This window comes from Moraxella sp. K1664, from assembly GCF_039693965.1.
Lineage (GTDB): Bacteria > Pseudomonadota > Gammaproteobacteria > Pseudomonadales > Moraxellaceae > Moraxella.
On record NZ_CP155576.1, the window covers coordinates 1,081,659 to 1,097,550 of the forward strand.

General features: G+C 47.0%; 14 protein-coding genes and 1 pseudogene. 8 read left to right on the forward strand and 7 right to left on the reverse strand.

Annotation, left to right across the window (positions count from 1 at the left end):
* Positions 1-348 precede the first annotated feature (348 nt).
* Complete coding sequence (locus AAHK14_RS05545; RefSeq protein ID WP_065255108.1) at positions 349-921, reverse strand: biliverdin-producing heme oxygenase; 573 nt, start codon at positions 919-921, stop codon at positions 349-351.
* Between the two features lie 271 nt (positions 922-1,192).
* On the opposite strand from AAHK14_RS05545, the gene AAHK14_RS05550 reads away from it, so the two are divergent.
* The 3 genes from AAHK14_RS05550 (at position 1,193) to AAHK14_RS05560 (ending at position 3,520) form a co-directional block, all read left to right on the forward strand.
* Entirely contained in the window at positions 1,193-1,642 is a 450-nt protein-coding gene (locus AAHK14_RS05550) for a YbaN family protein (RefSeq protein WP_083108270.1), read from the forward strand.
* A gap of 72 nt (positions 1,643-1,714) precedes the next feature.
* Complete coding sequence (locus AAHK14_RS05555; protein WP_227514651.1) at positions 1,715-2,473, forward strand: cyclic nucleotide-binding domain-containing protein; 759 nt, start codon at positions 1,715-1,717, stop codon at positions 2,471-2,473.
* Positions 2,474-3,520: a DUF294 nucleotidyltransferase-like domain-containing protein gene (locus tag AAHK14_RS05560; RefSeq protein WP_227514650.1), complete on the forward strand. Its 1,047-nt coding sequence runs from the start codon at positions 2,474-2,476 to the stop codon at positions 3,518-3,520.
* Positions 3,521-3,673: 153 nt separating this feature from the next.
* Here the strand turns inward: AAHK14_RS05560 and AAHK14_RS05565 are convergent, their stop codons facing one another.
* Both AAHK14_RS05565 and AAHK14_RS05570 read right to left on the reverse strand, forming a co-directional pair.
* Positions 3,674-4,261 (reverse strand): hypothetical protein, encoded by a 588-nt coding sequence (locus AAHK14_RS05565; RefSeq protein WP_083108268.1) that lies wholly within the window; start codon positions 4,259-4,261, stop codon positions 3,674-3,676.
* Positions 4,191-4,433 carry a hypothetical protein gene (locus tag AAHK14_RS05570; RefSeq protein ID WP_156064975.1) on the reverse strand — a complete coding sequence of 81 codons (243 nt, stop codon included), beginning with the start codon at positions 4,431-4,433 and terminating at the stop codon, positions 4,191-4,193. The genes AAHK14_RS05565 and AAHK14_RS05570 overlap by 71 nt, the downstream gene beginning before the upstream one ends.
* Positions 4,434-4,579: 146 nt before the next feature.
* Here AAHK14_RS05570 and AAHK14_RS05575 point away from each other — a divergent pair, with 146 nt between their 5' ends.
* On the forward strand, positions 4,580-5,494 hold the full coding sequence (locus AAHK14_RS05575) for an EamA family transporter RarD (RefSeq protein WP_227514649.1): 915 nt from the start codon (positions 4,580-4,582) through the stop codon (positions 5,492-5,494).
* 7 nt (positions 5,495-5,501) lie between these two features.
* Here AAHK14_RS05575 and argA read toward each other — a convergent pair whose 3' ends face one another.
* Positions 5,502-6,794, reverse strand: a complete 1,293-nt coding sequence (gene argA, locus AAHK14_RS05580) for an amino-acid N-acetyltransferase (protein WP_065255106.1) — start codon at positions 6,792-6,794, stop codon at positions 5,502-5,504.
* A gap of 242 nt (positions 6,795-7,036) precedes the next feature.
* On the opposite strand from argA, the gene AAHK14_RS05585 reads away from it, so the two are divergent.
* The 3 genes from AAHK14_RS05585 (at position 7,037) to AAHK14_RS05595 (ending at position 10,218) form a co-directional block, all read left to right on the forward strand.
* On the forward strand, positions 7,037-7,888 hold the full coding sequence (locus tag AAHK14_RS05585; RefSeq protein ID WP_227514648.1) for a hypothetical protein: 852 nt from the start codon (positions 7,037-7,039) through the stop codon (positions 7,886-7,888).
* Positions 7,889-8,126: 238 nt separating this feature from the next.
* Positions 8,127-9,404, forward strand: coding sequence for a glutamate-5-semialdehyde dehydrogenase (locus AAHK14_RS05590; protein ID WP_194092543.1), 1,278 nt, complete (start codon positions 8,127-8,129; stop codon positions 9,402-9,404).
* Positions 9,405-9,510: 106 nt separating this feature from the next.
* Positions 9,511-10,218, forward strand: a complete 708-nt coding sequence (locus AAHK14_RS05595; protein WP_194092542.1) for a hypothetical protein — start codon at positions 9,511-9,513, stop codon at positions 10,216-10,218.
* Positions 10,219-10,310: 92 nt separating this feature from the next.
* On the opposite strand, the pseudogene AAHK14_RS05600 reads toward AAHK14_RS05595, so the two are convergent.
* A pseudogene (locus AAHK14_RS05600) lies at positions 10,311-10,493 on the reverse strand (NAD-dependent deacetylase); the annotation flags it as partial.
* Positions 10,494-10,597: 104 nt separating this feature from the next.
* On the opposite strand from AAHK14_RS05600, the gene AAHK14_RS05605 reads away from it, so the two are divergent.
* Positions 10,598-11,104: a hypothetical protein gene (locus AAHK14_RS05605; protein ID WP_194092881.1), complete on the forward strand. Its 507-nt coding sequence runs from the start codon at positions 10,598-10,600 to the stop codon at positions 11,102-11,104.
* A gap of 110 nt (positions 11,105-11,214) precedes the next feature.
* Here the strand turns inward: AAHK14_RS05605 and AAHK14_RS05610 are convergent, their stop codons facing one another.
* Positions 11,215-14,076 carry a TonB-dependent receptor plug domain-containing protein gene (locus tag AAHK14_RS05610; RefSeq protein WP_194092540.1) on the reverse strand — a complete coding sequence of 954 codons (2,862 nt, stop codon included), beginning with the start codon at positions 14,074-14,076 and terminating at the stop codon, positions 11,215-11,217.
* A 338-nt stretch (positions 14,077-14,414) separates the two neighbouring features.
* Positions 14,415-15,884: an Asp-tRNA(Asn)/Glu-tRNA(Gln) amidotransferase subunit GatB gene (gene gatB / locus AAHK14_RS05615; RefSeq protein WP_194092539.1), complete on the reverse strand. Its 1,470-nt coding sequence runs from the start codon at positions 15,882-15,884 to the stop codon at positions 14,415-14,417.
* Positions 15,885-15,892: the final 8 nt, after the last annotated feature.

Genomic DNA, 15,892 nt, shown 5'->3' on the forward strand with positions numbered 1-15,892 from the left:
AGGGGGGATGATTTGGTAAAATGAGAACATGCCAACGAATGGTCAGTAATATTTTTATTGGCTAGGTGGAACTTGTTTGTCTTATTCATCTTGGGTCTCCCAAACAGATATTACGATGATTGATATAACCAAACCATTAACTAAAAAATACGCCACTCGTTCAATCATGGACAAAAACCTTGGCTGTGGTCTGGCTGTGTTGATTTTGATTGAATGTCTGAAAAGTTCAGTAATCTTGCAAGGATGATTATATCGTTATATCTGTATGAATGCAATAAAACTGCCCAATCATCTGAGCGGTTTTTAACTATGTTATACCATACTGTAATAATATGGTGTATTTTGTGATTATGGCGCATCATAAATCTTACGCACGACTCGCTTAAAGTAAGCAAAAGCATCATCAGCACCTTTCATGGCAGATTGTTTATCATCATCACTTAAAGGTAAGGCATTGATTTTGGCTTTGGTGGCACGCCAATGAGGCATGCGTCCATCTGCATGGGCTGCCAGATGAGAGGCACCGAATTCATCGGACAGGTCAATTTTGCCTGCTTCTTTGTATAAAATCGCCGCTCCCACGTTTGAACCCTCCACGCAGTAGAGCCAGCCGATGGCTTCACTGTCGGTAAAGGTGGGGGTCTTTATGTCTTTGTCAAATGGGGCGACTTCCAAGTCTTTCATGTCAGATTTGACACGGTCAAGGCGGGCAAGCTCTGCCAAGCCGTCAATTTGGCTTTTTAATTTGTCGTTGTGGTAGATGGGATTGGCAGTACTGTGAAACTCATACTGGGCTTGTAAAAATTTGCGGTAATTGTCATGACTGGCAAAAGGCTGCATGCTCATGACAAGGTTATCCACGCTATCATGGGTCGTGCGTGAATGCTCTTTTAGAGCTTCGGTTAGGGTAAGTTCGCTCATAAATCACCTGTGTGAAACGCATATTAAAAACCGATATAAAATAACCTATTTTTATCAATTTGTAAATAAAAAAATAATAATCATTCATGTTTACAAACATACCTTATTTGTGCTATGCTGTATCGCTCTATAAGGTGGGTGATTTTTATTTTCAATATTTTAAATCTCGCACTGATTGCCAAAGTGCTATAATAGGGCTTTTATGACAAGATGAGCCTGCCTGCCGTCTTGCCGATAGCAGGTATCAGCCTGCCTTGATTGTTGTATTGCCATGTCCGACCACATCGACCCTGATTATACCGACCCCGACCATACCCCATCATCACGACCGTCCAAACACGACATACATCAGAATGTCTTGTTACGTTGGGCGTTTTTTATCATGGGGTTTATTTTTGTGGGACTTGGGATTTTGGGGGCGATACTGCCCGGTATGCCGACCACGGTATTTATCCTGCTGGCAGGTTACTGCTGGGCGAAAAGCTCTCGGCGGTTTCATGGCTGGCTAATGCGACATAAGATTTTTGGCAAAATGCTCATCGACTGGGAAGAGCGACGTGCCATGCCACGCTTTGCCAAATATCTGGCGTGGAGCATGATGACGATATCCAGTGTGTTTTTGTTTTGGCGACTGCCTGCGGATAAGCTGTGGGTGGCGGTGCTGACAAGTGGGATTTGTCTGGTGACTGCCATTTGGATGTATCGCCTGCCTGACGCTTAGCACGCCTGACGCCTTGTCCTGTGGTTATTTTGTGCTATAATGCTTATCAACCAAAAAGCACGGACAGCCATCATGGACAGATTTAATTTCAATTTTGCCCCCTACAACACCCTAACCCCCACCGAACAAAAACAACTGCAAAAACAAGTCCAAATCGTCTTTTTTGATGACAATGCCCCCATCATTACCGCAGGCGAGCCGATGGACGCTCTGTATGTCGTCATCAAAGGCGTGGTCAAAGAGCTTGGCGATGATGGCGACGTGGTGGCGTTGTACCGCACCAATGACAGTTTTGAGACACGGGCGTTGTTTGAAAATGTCAGTCCGCACAGCTTTATTTGTGCCGAGCAATGCCTTGTCTATGCCTTGCCTAAGTCCTTGATTTTAAATCTAATAAGCTCAAACGTGCGTTTTGGGGCGTATTTTTATACAGGCATTGCCGAGCGGTTATCCAGCATCACTTGGCACGAAGGGCATGAGCTATCTCAGCTTTTTCATGCCAAGGTATCGGACGCTTTTCATCATGACACGTTGTGGGCAGATGGGGGCATGAGCCTTGCCGAGCTTGCTCGCCTGATGCGTGAACACAAAGCCAAATCGGTGCTGGTACGCCATGATGACAAGGTGGGGCTGATTACCGAATCGGTATTTCGTGATGTCGTGGCAAATGGGGCGGACACAGGTGGGGCGATTTTTACTCATGCCAACTTTGGGCTTGTTGGGATTGGCGGAGATGACTTTTTGTTCAATGCCTTGCTTACCATGATGAATCACCGCATTCAACGCCTTGTGGTCAAGGATGATGGGCAGATTGTGGGGATTTTGGAGTAGATGGATATTTTGGCATATCTGTCAAGCCATAGCCATTTGGTTGCCGAGCGGTTGCACCGAGCGGACAGCCTTGACGAGCTTGCCAAAATTGCCCACAGCATGAATCAGTCCATCTCATCCTTGCAAGCCAGTGGCATGAGTGCCGTTCAGCTTGCCCGCCTGATGCAAGTGCTAAACGGACAACTGTTTGAAAAAGCATGGCAGATGATAGCACCGCCTGACATGGTCGCCAAGACGTGCCTTGTCGTCATGGGGTCGGAAGGGCGTGGCGAGCAGGTGTTAAAGACCGACCAAGACAACGCCCTAATCGCCGATGATGACGTGGACATGACTGCCTTGCATGAATATGCGGTGAAGTTCTCCGATACGCTTGATAAGTTCGGCTATCCGCCATGTATGGGCGGAATTATGGTATCCAATCCCAAATGGTGTCAGACGGTCAGCGACTTTAAACGCACGGTCGCCCATTGGTGCAAAAGTGCCGATGGCGAGAGTCTCATGGACATGGCGATATTTTTGGACGCACGGACGGTGGCAGGTAAGGCGGATTTACTTGATGAAGTCAAACACCATCTGAACGCCCATTTGGATAAAGACGTGGGTATGCAGATGAATTTTGCCCGTGCGATTATGCAGTTTGATGAGCATAATCGGGGCTTTTTTGCCAAAATGCTTGGTAAGACGGACAATCACAAAATGGACATCAAAAAAATGGGGCTGTTCCCTGTCGTGCATGGCGTGCGTGCGTTGGCATTAAAGGCAAGGATAGACGAGACCAGCACCTTTGAGCGACTTATTGCCCTAAAAAATCAAGGCGTTATCAGTGACACGCTCGCCAAAGATACGGTAGACGCTCTGGGGTATCTGATGAACATTCGCCTAAATGCAGGGCTATTTTATGTGCGAAATGGCGAGCCGATTAGCCCCAATCAGGTGGATACCGAGCTACTTTCTACCTTGGAGCGTGATTTGTTAAAAGATGCGTTGGCGGTGGTCAAACGCTTTAAACATGAAGTTAAATCGCAGTTTGGACTGCATAATGTGTGATGATAAATTGACGCAAACACTCATCTAAATACAACACACAGGCAGGGCGGGCTATTATCCGTCCTAACCATGCTTTAAAATAATGCCTTTAAAATAACATCTTTAACATCATTTCTTTTAACATCATTTCTTTTAACATTATTTCTTTTAACATTATTCCTTGGGCTGTATTACCACTGGTAACACCAAACCACGCCCAAACTCGTCGGCAAAGACATAATCAAACTTATCCGCCACGACATCGGGAGTGGTCGTGATAACAAGCGTCATGTCTGCCCCGTCGGTGAGCTGATGAGTGATGTATCTGCCATCTCTTAATTGGTCTAGGATTTTACTTAGCACTTCGGGGCTTGCCATGGCGATGACCATGCTGTGCTGGGCTTGTTTGTCCGTGATGTCATAGGCTTTGGCGTAGTTTTTTACCGCCATGCTGTCAAGGGCGATGGGGTAGTCATACGTTGCCGTGTCCGCCTTAGGTGTGTCGGTGAGAATGTGGGTCTTGTCAAGGGCGATTTTGCCGTCAGCGGTGGTTAGTGGCTGTACATCAGGCAAGGCGGACGGGTCGGATGTGCTAAGCTCACTGGCAAGGGCTTGTAAGTCGTGGGGGTTCTCGGGAGCGGACGGCTCGCTCGGTTGCTCGGCAGGCGACTGACTTGTGGTAGGGGCAAAGTTATGCTCGGTGGCGGATTTGTCGCAGGCACACAGGGCAAGCATGGCGACCAAAAGGGGGATGTATTTCATGATAATCCTTATGAGTTAAAGCGTGATACGTCTTGGCAGGGCTGACTGATACGCCGTTGTACGGTGGCAGGCGATGTGCCTGTATGCTCGGCAAGGGTTTTAAGTGGTGAGTGCAGTCGTCTTGGAGTGGGTTTGGCAGGGTTTTGTCGGGGTCATCTAGGTCTTGGGTCATGGTCGGCAAGCAAAATTTTTGGTAAATTTTATCAAAAGTAGCCAATTTTTGCAAAAATTAATCATCATGATGATAAAAGATAAAAATTTTTATTAAACAAACCTTTTATAATACGTCATCTTTTATCAATGTATCAACCAAAGACCATGAACCTTGCCCTACCCGCCCAATTTAGCTTACCCAAAAACACCTTTGCCCTAGGTGTAACCCTTGCTATCTTGTCCAATGTCATGTTTGCCATGGTTTATGCTTATGGCAAGTGGCTACCGCCCTTGACGGGGACGGCGGTGTTTTTGTGGCGGATGGTCATGATGTGGGGGTGTTTGGTGATACTCATCAGCACGCTTGGCAAATGGGAATTTGTGTTGGGCGGGCTGTCTCGGGTCAAGGGGGTTCGGGGCTGGGCGTGGTTACTTGCCCCCACGCCCATTCTTGCCAGTCAGTTGTGGCTGTTTGTCTATGCACCCCTAAATGGTCATGGCGTGGCGGTGTCTATGGGCTATTTTTTGTTCCCGCTTGTCATGGTATTGGTTGGCTTTGTCATGGGTGAGAGACTAACTCGCTTGCAGTGGCTTGCGGTGGCATGTGCAGGCGTGGGCGTGGGCATGGAGATTGTGCGGACGGGACGGGTCAGCTGGGCGACGTTTTGGGTGTGTTTGGCTTATCCGATTTTTTATGTGATGAGACGGCGACAAAATATCCCTGCCTTGACGGGGCTGTTTGTGGATTTGAGTATCATTGCCCCCATTTGCCTTGTGGCGTTGTGTTTTCATGAGTCTGCAATGTCGGCGGTTATCGGCTCGCCTGTGATGATATTCAAGGTCATCGGTTTGGGGCTCATTAGCGTATTATCGCAACAGGCGAACCTAGAAGCCAATCGCTTACTGCCCACGTCTTTGTTTGGATTGCTCGGTTATCTTGAACCTGCGTTGCTGTTTGTCCTTGCCATTACGGTGTTGGGCGGAGCGTTTGAATGGCAAATGCTGACAAGTTTTGGGCTGATTTGGGTGGGGATTATTTGTTTGTTGATACAGGGTGTGGCAAAGCGGTGGGGGTGGTAATATCAGGCTAAATGTGTTTAATCAGTACCTTAGAATTTCGCCCATTTTGCCATTGTTTAAACCGCTCACAAGGTAACTCATTTGGGGTGGTTTCGCTAAATCCATGTTCAATAAACCAATGCAAGGTGCGTGTGGTCAGGGCAAACAGGCGGGATTTGCCTTTGTGTTTGGAACTTTGCTCGGCAAATTTTAAAAGGTTTGCCCCACGCTCGCCACTGCGATAGTCGCCATGCATGGCAACGCTGGCAATCTCCACGCTCTCATCGTCTAGCTCATGCATGGCGATACAGCCGATGATTTTGCCGTCTCGCTCCATGACGCTAAATTCATCTATCATCTCTTCTAGGCGTTCACGACTGCGGGCGATGAGTATGCCTTGTTCTTCTAGGGGGCGAATGATTGCCATGATACCGATGATGTCAAGGGCGGTGGCTTGCCTGATGTGGTCGTAGTCGCTTTGGCTTATCATCGTGCCACGCCCGTCTGTCGTGAACAACTCGCCCAACAAGGCATCATCTTTGTCAAAGTCAATGAGCTGAACACGCCCCACACCATGCTGGCAAGCGTGAATGGCATGCGTGAGTGTGGGGGCGAGCGTGGATGTGGGGATGAGCTTGTGGGCTTCTGTGGCGGTCAACTCCTTGATGAGCGAGCCGTGCGAGTCGGTCAGGCTTTTACCTAAGATGATGAGCTTATCCGCCACCAGCGATGTGGCGATGTGCGTGGCGACATCTAGGGCATTAAGGTTAAACAAATCGCCCGTTGCCGAAAAGCCGATGGAGTTGGCGATGACGATGTGATGATTGTCAAGGCTGTGTTTGATGGCTTTGGTGTCGATACGGCGGACTTCGCCCGTCTGCATAAAGTCCACGCCATGACGTACGCCAAAAGGCTTGGCATTGACAAAGTTGCCTGTTACTGTGCTGATTTTTGCCCCAAATAGGGGCGTGTTGGCAAGTCCTTTGGAAAACTCGCCTTGGATTTTTAGGGTAAGCTGTCCGACCACCGCCAAAATGGTCGGCATGGCAGATGTGGGGGTAACACGCACGCCATGACAAAAGGGCGTGTCATCGGTGAGCTCCGCCCGTGCTAGGGCATCATTTATCTGCACCCTTGCCCCATGCACCAGCACCAAGCGAATACCCAAACTGTGCAGTAGTGCCAAATCCTGCACCAGCGTGGCAAAGCTGTCATGGGCGACCGCTTCACTGGTCATCATGACGACAAAGGTCTTGCCCCTGTGGGTATTGATGTAGGGCAAGGAGTGGCGAAACCAGTGGATGGGGTTTGGGTGGGTCATGGCGTGCTATGATGGTGTTTTTGATGAATTTTATCATAAAATCAGCAAAACTCATCAAATTATTGTCTCATGACTTGTCTTTTGTGCCTTTTTTATCGTGCCGTCTTTTGTTATGTCTTACCATTTGGTCAAAATTTGGCAGAAAGTTACCATAAATAAACGCACGCTTAACGCACGCAACAGCTTTTCATGCTATCATGGGCGACATTTATTTTTACCATAGAGTTAATGAAGGAATGATTATGCCCATCCAAATGTTGCGTGGCGGTGTTGCCGTGTTGTCCCTGACCGCCTTGTCGGTTGCCGTGTCAGCCCATGCCATGCTACCCACCCCGACCGAGGCCCCCGCCCTAAACCAGACAAATGCAGGGGGCGAGATTAGCTATACTGCCAACCCCCAAGCCAATCCGAATGCCCCAACGCTAAACACCCCAACGGCAGGCAGGGTGGTCACGGTCACACCGCACAGCACCCCCATTCACAATCCATTGGCTCAAAATCCTACCCCTGCCGTCACCCCGATGGCGGTCAGTCCCTTGCAAGCCCCTGTGGCATTTCCTGCACCCAATATCCCTGCCAGTCCTGCCACACCTGCGACTGCTTCGACAGCTTATGCAACTGGCATTCAGAACCCAGCCCAACAAGTCCCCACTCAAACCCAAAACCTTGCTCAAACCCAAACCCCCCAACGTCAAGGCTCATCAGTAGGGATTCAAAGCGTGGTGAATGCGTTCATCGTGCAAAACATCAATGGTCAGGAGACGCTAACCCCCATTAATGCTGGTACGCCCGTCAAGTCAGGCGACATCTTAGAATATCAAGGTTTGTTCACCAACAACAGCTCGGAGCGGGTGCGTTCGATGGATGTTACCCTAAGCATTGCCGATGGTTTGGAGTTGGTTGGCGGTATCCACCCCAGATTTCCCCATGCGACCATTGATGGCAGTCGCTTTGTCCGCTCGCCCATTCGTGCCAACGTGGGCGGACAAGTCCAAGAGTTACCCCTGTCGAATTATAAAGCCCTAAGATGGACGCTAGAAGACATCGGTCTTGGTGGTACGAGTGTGGTTAAATATCGTGCCAAGGTAAAATAAACCACAATAAAACCACAAACAAATATGGTTTTAAAACTTTAAAATGACGGCTTTGGGTCGTCATTTTTTGTGTGTTTGTTTTTAAAAATCATGGTTTAAAAGTGTGGTGTGAAAAGATGTTTTTAAAAAGTCATGACATGCCAGCGAGATAAGGCTGTTTTTACGGGTGTTTTTATAAAAGTTGCTTTTTATAAAAAATGCCTTTAATATAAGCCCATCACTCACATCAAGGATTATCATGACCGACCTAACGACCTACATGAATGACGTGGGAGTGCGTGCCAAGACCGCATCCGCCACGCTTGTCCGAGCCAACACTGCCACCAAAAACCACGCCTTAGCCTGTATCAAATCGGCTCTTATCGCCCAAAAAGATGGGATTTTATCCGCCAATGAGCTAGATGTACAAAACGGCAAGGATAAGGGGCTAGATACTGCCTTACTTGACCGCCTTATCATCAGTGATAAGGTGTTTAATGGCATATTAAGCTCGCTTGATGACGTGATAGCCCTTGCCGACCCCATTGGCGAGATGAGCGAGATGACCTACCGCCCGAGTGGCATACAGCTTGGCAAAATGCGAGTACCGCTTGGCGTGATTGGCATGATTTATGAAAGCCGTCCCAACGTTACCATAGAAGCAGGGAGCCTTGCCATAAAATCAGGCAACGCCATTATCCTGCGTGGCGGTTCAGAAGCCTTTCACTCCAACCAAGCCCTAGCCCATGCGGTGCATACAGGCTTACAGCAGACAGGACTACCGACCGACTGCGTGCAAGTACTGACCACCACCGACCGTAATGCGGTGGATAAGCTCATCACTATGGTGGGCGTGGTGGACGTGATTATCCCACGGGGCGGACGGGGGCTGATAGAGCGTATCGCCAATAACGCCCGTGTGCCAGTCATCAAGCACCTAGACGGCAACTGTCATACTTATGTGGACAGTCTGGCGGACATGGACATGGCGGTCAAGGTATGCGTCAATGCCAAAACGTCTCTCTACTCGCCGTGCAACGTCATGGAGACCTTGCTCGTTCATGCGGACATTGCCGATACCGCCTTGCCACGGATTGCCCAAGCCATGCATGACGTGGATAACGCCATGACGTTTAAAGTGTGCGATAAATCCAAAGAGATTTTGGCAAATGTTGGCGTAAACATAGAGCCTGCCACCGATGACGACTGGTACGCCGAATACCTTGCCCCCATGCTCGCGGTCAAAGTCGTGGACGACCTAGACCACGCCATCGCTCACATCAACCACTACGGCTCGCACCATACGGACGTGATTATCACAAATAGCTATGAGAATAGCCAACGCTTTATCCGTGAAGTGGATTCAAGCTCGGTCATGGTCAATGCGTCCAGTCGTTTTGCGGACGGCTTTGAGTATGGACTGGGGGCGGAGATTGGTATCTCCACGGACAAAATCCATGCTCGGGGGCCTGTGGGATTGCATGGGCTAACTTCTCAAAAATGGGTGGTGTTTGGGCATGGGGAAGTGCGTATTTGATAATCATGTTAAATATTGATTGATAATTATTACTTTTTGGGATATAGTGTGCGGTGGAATTGCTCATTTGGGTAATTTCGCCCTTTCATTTTTATAAGGAATTATCATGAAAAAACTTATCGCAATCTCCGCCCTAAGCCTTGCCACGTTTGGCATGACTGCTTGTCATCACACCGCACAAGCCCAAATCAAGCCCACCGCCACCGCCCTTGCCACCACCAACACCAGCTACAAAAACGAACGCCACATGACCATTGACGGCGTATCTTTTCCTGTTAGCGAAACGTCCGCACGCATTTTGGTAGGGGCGGATGGTCAGCCCTTGCTCGTGGACGATATTTTTGACGGTAAGGCGGACACCCCTGTGGCAGGCTATCGTATCATGGTGATGAACCGTGCGTCATCGGTGGTGGTGGAAGGACGCACCCTAAAAGATGGTAAGGTCATTGATAACCGCATGATTCATCGTGGTTCAAAAGCCCGTATCGGCATTCCTGTGGTGGGTGGTAAAGTGGCGTTGGATAAGGCGGTACTACTGGATTTAGACATTATCTATGACGACCCAAATGCACCCCTTGCTGAAGGTCAAGCATTTAAGCCCCGTGGCGAAAAACTTACCAAAAAAGACGTGCCTGTCAATGACAAAAAAGTCGTGGTACGTTCATTTACTCTGCCAAACCTAGCCACGGGCGAAAATGCAGGCGGGGGCATTGACTTTACCGCCACAGCAACCATTGAAGGCAAACAGGTCAGCACGGGGGCAAACTCGGCGTTTCAAATCTTTGAAGGTGGTATGGACGAAAAGCGTTTTTGATAAAGGCAAGTAAGGCAAGCCATGAATAACAAAGGTGTGTAGAAACGCCTTTGTTGTCATTATTACCCATCAGTCATTGTCTATTGCACCAGTCACTCACACAACGCCCGCCAAATCTCATCTAATCCATTCATGCCCGTCATACCAAGCTCAATACCGCCTTGGGGCGTGGTAGGCTCTCGCAGGTTAATACGAATCAGGCGTGGGGCAAAGCCATCGCCAAACCGCCTTACGGTTGGTATTGCCGTCCCTGCCCCAATCTCGATGACGACAGGGTTTTGGTGGGTCGTCAAAAACTCGTGCAGGCGTGTCTCTTGCTCGTCCGTGCGATAAGACTGCCAACCCCCAAGCCAAATCAAATGTCTCAATGACAGGCAAAATGGCAGCAGTCGCTCCACAAAGTATCTTCATCCAAAATCCACTGGGTCAAAGCCCCACTCCTACCGTTACGCCCATGACGGTCAGTCCCCCCCAAACCCCCCAACAAGGCTCATCAGCAGGCATTTGGAGCGTGGTTAATGCGTTTGTCGTGCAAAATATCAACGGTCAAGAGACGCTCACGCCCATCAATGCTGACACTACTGTCAAATCAGGCGATACCTTAGAGTATCAAGGTCTATTCACCAACAACAGCCCAGAGCGTGTGCGTTCAATGGAGGTTACCCTAAGCATCACTGATGGTTTGGTGTTGGTTGGTGGCATTCATCCCAAATTCCCCCATGCAACCATTGATGGCAGTCGTTTTATTCGTTCACCGATTCGTGCTAATATTGGTGGACAAGTTCAAGAATTGCCCTTGTCTGACTATAAAGCCCTAAGATGGACATTGGAGGACATTGGTATTGGCGGTACAAGTGTTGTCAAATATCGTGCTAAGCTAAAATAAAACAAAAATGACGGCTTTGAGTCGTCATTTTTGTTTTATGTTAATTGCTTTGTTATATCACACAAAAGCAATTAACACCAATTGTTTAAGCTTACTCATCAATCAAACAACTACCACTTATAAGTCATTGAAAGTAATAAAGAACGCCCTTTGGCAAAATTGGTCAATACCGAGCGAGTAGTACCGCCGTATTTTGCATCAGGCTTACACAACTGCCCCGCTGCACAAGGTGCACCTTCATCGGCATCATTATAATATGAATGATAATAACGCTGAGTGGCGGCATCATTGTTGGCATCTAAGGGGTCAAGATAAAGTTTATCAAACGCATTTTGCACATCAAGACGCATCACCAAATCTTTTATCGGTTCATAAGCAACATAAAAATCATGCACCAAAGGTTGTCTTTTTAGCATCTCAATTTGTTTGATGACATGGGCACCTTTATCATCTGAGTGCGATGTATTACCGCCATGCGTGCCATCAATGTATCTGGGTTCAATGGTCGCTCGTGGGCTTTGTCCATAATAACGCACCGCACTGCCCACGGTGAGTTTATTATCAAATGCACGCACACCAAACTCAAATCGTCCATAATCTTTGGGCAACATTGACACTTTGCTTAGCCCATAGCCTTGTGTTAATTGGTCTTCTTTTGAGCTATTTAGTGGGGACTCGCTGGCATCGCTATAATTGGTTGGCTGGTCGGTCTTTTGTCTGGCATAAGACAAATTGGTAAAATATCGCCCAGCATCATAGTTGATTTCAAGCTCTAAGCCCTGTTTATGCACGGGCATTTGCCAGTTGCGATGTTGTATGGTATTGCCTTTTAATGCACCACTAGCAACCCAACTGGGTGGATTTTTTGTGTCATACCATTTGCCATAAACATTATGAATGTAATTGTTGATACGGCTTTCATAACCCAATACTTTTAGCCCCAAAGTATCGTTGTCTGTCAATAGATTGTGCTTAAAAACATTAAAACCCAACTGATATGTATTGGCTTGTTCTGGTTTTAATGCGGTATTGACACCAACATCACCAATTTGAGAAAAGAACATTTCTTGAATGTTGGGCATTCTGTGCGTGCGTGCAAAGCTGACAAAAGGCATAAAACCTGTGTCATATTTGGCACTTAAAGTAACAGAATGGTTGATGGCGTGTTTTTTACCAGAAGTGGTTACCAAAGGCTCATACACATCACAACTTGGCGAGCAATGCTGTTTATAAATTTGCGAATCTTCACCAAACTTATCTTTAAACTCTTTTTGGCTACTATAATAACTGGCATGCTCACCACTAAAACGATACTGACTGGCATTAACGCTATAATCTAACTGATATTTGTCTTTTTGTAATGATGTGTCCAAATAAATAGAATGAAAACGCTGTTTGCCTGAGGGCTGTACAATCACCGATTTTTTTGGCAGTGTGCTGCTTGTCCCCTGAAAACGACCACCACAGGCATCATAACCGCCGCCACATAATAAATCATTGGTATAAAATAGCCCAAGCTCATCTGGGAAGCGATTTTTTGAATATTCATTATGCAATATGTTAAGCCCAATGGTTGTGGTCAAATCCATTTGCTTTGGCAAATTAAAGGTGTGAGTGTTGTTCAGGTCAAAAAGATTGGCAGTGTTTTTGGCTTCAAAATCTTTATCCAATTTCCAGCCTGTAAAAGTTGAACCTTTGGGATATTTTTGTACGCCCACATTATGAGCTGCCAACACTTTTAAATCAATGATCTCATTTGGATTGTAAGCAACATCAAGCTGATAATTATCATTGCTGATACGGCGACTGCCTATCGTGGTGTCCATTTTACGCAGTTGTAGACCAACATCGCTGGTATCATTGTTATAGTTAATTTTTGCCAAATGGCTTTTTGAGGTTTGGTTTAGGGCGGTGATATCAATGGGGGCGATGCTGTACTCTTTTGCACCATGCTCTTGCCATTGTTTCTGCTTATCAGCAACATAATCATCAAATTTTTCTTTTGTATCAATACAGCCCAACCCATAGCACTTACCGCCAAATCGATATTTTCTGTCCCATAAAGGCTTGCCTGTTTCTTCATCTAATTTGGTCAAATCTTTTTGCCAAGACTGGCTGGCTTCATCGTAAGTGAGTGCATGCTCTTTGGCAAAAACTTGTTTTTGTTTACTAAGTAGCAAATCATCACCAACATTGCCAATGTGTGTCCCACCACCGCCAACTTTATAATTTTGGCTAATGTCTTTGTGGCTATAAGCATATAAAGCACTGATACTGCCATTATCAAGCCATCCACGTCCGCCAGCTGCCAGCATAAAATTTTTATCCGTCACATTTTTACCGGTCAAACCCTTGGCAATGACGCCAAAATTCTTGTCATCTTTAATCACATCATCAGCATTTAGCGTACGAAAATTGGCCGAACCTGTTAAGGTATTTAGACCACCTTTACCATTAAAACTGCCCTTGTTTAATTCAACGCCTGCGATGAAATTTTGGTCAATCACCGCACCAAACTGTGAGGTGCCACCCCCACGCCCAGCATCGGTTGAGGTGCTGTAAAAGGTTTGGGTTACACCATCAACCATGCTGTTGGCACGCCCAAATCCGCTATCGCCTCGCACATTCAATGATACCAGCCCAGAGGATTTATCCTGCTGAGTGAACGCCCCTGGCATACTACGCACAATGGCATCAACATTCTCACTAGCATTAAATACATTTTCTCGCACACTGGTGGCTGATGCTTTGGTAAAGGGTTTTTGGGATTTTTTGGTGCCGTGGGGTGCTGTTACGACAACCTCATCTAAGACAACAGAAAAATCGGTTGTCTTTGCAGCTTTGGGGTCATCATCTGCCATGGCGGTTTGGGTGATGTGTAGCAAACACAAGGACAGCATGCTAAGTTTTAGTACCTTTTTAGCATGATTTTTATGTTTGGTTTGTGTCGTTAAATGAAAGATTTGGTTCATGAGTGTTACCTATTGTCATTGCTTTTGCTGACTGTGTTAATCATTTTAACAATTTAACAATTTAACAATGGCAAACGCCATCACATTGTGCCTGTTTTTATCACCAATCATCACAAAAGCAGGCAGAATTTGTTAAAAAGTTTGTCAAAATGTAAAAAACGATAATATACATCATTATCATTTAATTTTCAAGCATGGCAATCAATTACCCATTTTAAATCAAAAATGGGCGGTATTTGGGCATGGAGAGGCTGGGGCATGACATGAATTGACAAAGCCCAACATGCGATGTTGGGTTTTATAAGGGCTTGGCTTTTTAAGATAAAACAGTCGTGTGCTTAGCTAATGAGCTGTTTTAACAACGCATTGACCTGAGCGGGGTTTGCCTTGCCACGGCTTGCTTTCATCACTTGTCCGACCAGTCCATTAAAGGCTTTTTCTTTTCCGCCTTTGTATTCGTCCACCATGGCTTGATTATTAGCAAGCACATCGGCGATGATGGCTTGAATTGCCCCTGTGTCGGTCTCTTGTTTTAGTCCATGCTCGCTGATAATTTCATCAGCACTTTTGTCAGACTCCCACAGATGACCAAACACCTCTTTGGCGATTTTACCGCTGATGGTATCATCCAAAATGCGAGCAATCAGCCCTGCCAGTCGCTGGGCGTTGATTGGCGATTTGTCAATGGTTAGCTCGTTTTTGTTCAGTGAGCCCGACAGCTCGCCCATGACCCAGTTCGCTCCGATTTTGGCGTTATTTTTGCCAATGAGTTCAACAACTTGCAAGAAATAATCCGACAGTTCACGACTGCCATTTAGTACATTGGCATCATAGGCGGTCAAGCCAAATTCACTCACAAATCGCTCTTTGCGTACGCTTGGCAGTTCTGGCATATCGGCACGCACCTTGGCAAGTGTCTCATCTGATATGATGACAGGCAACAGGTCAGGGTCTGGAAAGTAGCGGTAATCGTTGGCTTCTTCTTTGGTACGCATGGCACGAGTTTCATCACGCTCAGGGTCATATAGGCGTGTGGCTTGCACGACTTTGCCACCGTCTTCGATGACATCAATTTGGCGTTCAATCTCAGACTTAATAGCACGGTGAATAAAGCGAAATGAGTTCAGATTTTTAAGCTCACAGCGAGTACCAAAGGGCGTGTTTGGCTTGTGTACCGACACATTAATGTCCGCCCGAAATGAACCCTCTGCCATGATGGCATCACTGATACCCAGCCATGTAACCAGTTCGTGAATGGTCTTGACATAAGCAACCGCCTCATCAACCGAACGCATGTCAGGTTCAGAGACAATCTCAATGAGCGGAGTGCCTGCACGGTTCAAATCCACACCCGTCATCTGCGGTACAGCATCATGCACCGATTTGCCAGCGTCTTCTTCTAGGTGAGCTCGTGTGATACCAATGCGTTTGGTGTATTCATCCTTTTGCCCTGCATTGACCAAAATGTCAATGTAGCCACGTCCCACAATAGGATTTGCCATTTGCGTGATTTGATAGCCTTTGGGCAGGTCAGGATAAAAGTAATTTTTGCGGTCAAAAGTGTTATAAGTGCCAAGTTTGGCATTGACACCCATGCCAAATTTTAAGGCACGCTCAATCACGCCTGCATTTAACACAGGCAACGCCCCAGGAAAGCCCAAATCCACAATGGTGGCTTGGGTGTTTGGCTCTTGCCCAAAGGCGGTGGGGGCGTTTGAAAAGATTTTGCTGTCGGTGTTTAATTGGCAATGAATCTCAATACCAATCACGACTTCATAGCCGTCAATTAGGGGGGCTTGTTGGGTCATAAATTTTT

What these genes read in the sequence shown, in the direction of transcription:
- AAHK14_RS05545 (WP_065255108.1), bottom strand. Translation starts at nt 921, where the DNA reads ATGAGCGAACTTACCCTAACCGAAGCTCTAAAAGAGCATTCACGCACG.
- AAHK14_RS05550 (WP_083108270.1), top strand. Translation starts at nt 1,193, where the DNA reads ATGTCCGACCACATCGACCCTGATTATACCGACCCCGACCATACCCCA.
- AAHK14_RS05555 (WP_227514651.1), top strand. Translation starts at nt 1,715, where the DNA reads ATGGACAGATTTAATTTCAATTTTGCCCCCTACAACACCCTAACCCCC.
- AAHK14_RS05560 (WP_227514650.1), top strand. Translation starts at nt 2,474, where the DNA reads ATGGATATTTTGGCATATCTGTCAAGCCATAGCCATTTGGTTGCCGAG.
- AAHK14_RS05565 (WP_083108268.1), bottom strand. Translation starts at nt 4,261, where the DNA reads ATGAAATACATCCCCCTTTTGGTCGCCATGCTTGCCCTGTGTGCCTGC.
- AAHK14_RS05570 (WP_156064975.1), bottom strand. Translation starts at nt 4,433, where the DNA reads ATGACCCAAGACCTAGATGACCCCGACAAAACCCTGCCAAACCCACTC.
- AAHK14_RS05575 (WP_227514649.1), top strand. Translation starts at nt 4,580, where the DNA reads ATGAACCTTGCCCTACCCGCCCAATTTAGCTTACCCAAAAACACCTTT.
- argA (WP_065255106.1), bottom strand. Translation starts at nt 6,794, where the DNA reads ATGACCCACCCAAACCCCATCCACTGGTTTCGCCACTCCTTGCCCTAC.
- AAHK14_RS05585 (WP_227514648.1), top strand. Translation starts at nt 7,037, where the DNA reads ATGCCCATCCAAATGTTGCGTGGCGGTGTTGCCGTGTTGTCCCTGACC.
- AAHK14_RS05590 (WP_194092543.1), top strand. Translation starts at nt 8,127, where the DNA reads ATGACCGACCTAACGACCTACATGAATGACGTGGGAGTGCGTGCCAAG.
- AAHK14_RS05595 (WP_194092542.1), top strand. Translation starts at nt 9,511, where the DNA reads ATGAAAAAACTTATCGCAATCTCCGCCCTAAGCCTTGCCACGTTTGGC.
- AAHK14_RS05605 (WP_194092881.1), top strand. Translation starts at nt 10,598, where the DNA reads ATGGCAGCAGTCGCTCCACAAAGTATCTTCATCCAAAATCCACTGGGT.
- AAHK14_RS05610 (WP_194092540.1), bottom strand. Translation starts at nt 14,076, where the DNA reads ATGAACCAAATCTTTCATTTAACGACACAAACCAAACATAAAAATCAT.
- gatB (WP_194092539.1), bottom strand. Translation starts at nt 15,884, where the DNA reads ATGACCCAACAAGCCCCCCTAATTGACGGCTATGAAGTCGTGATTGGT.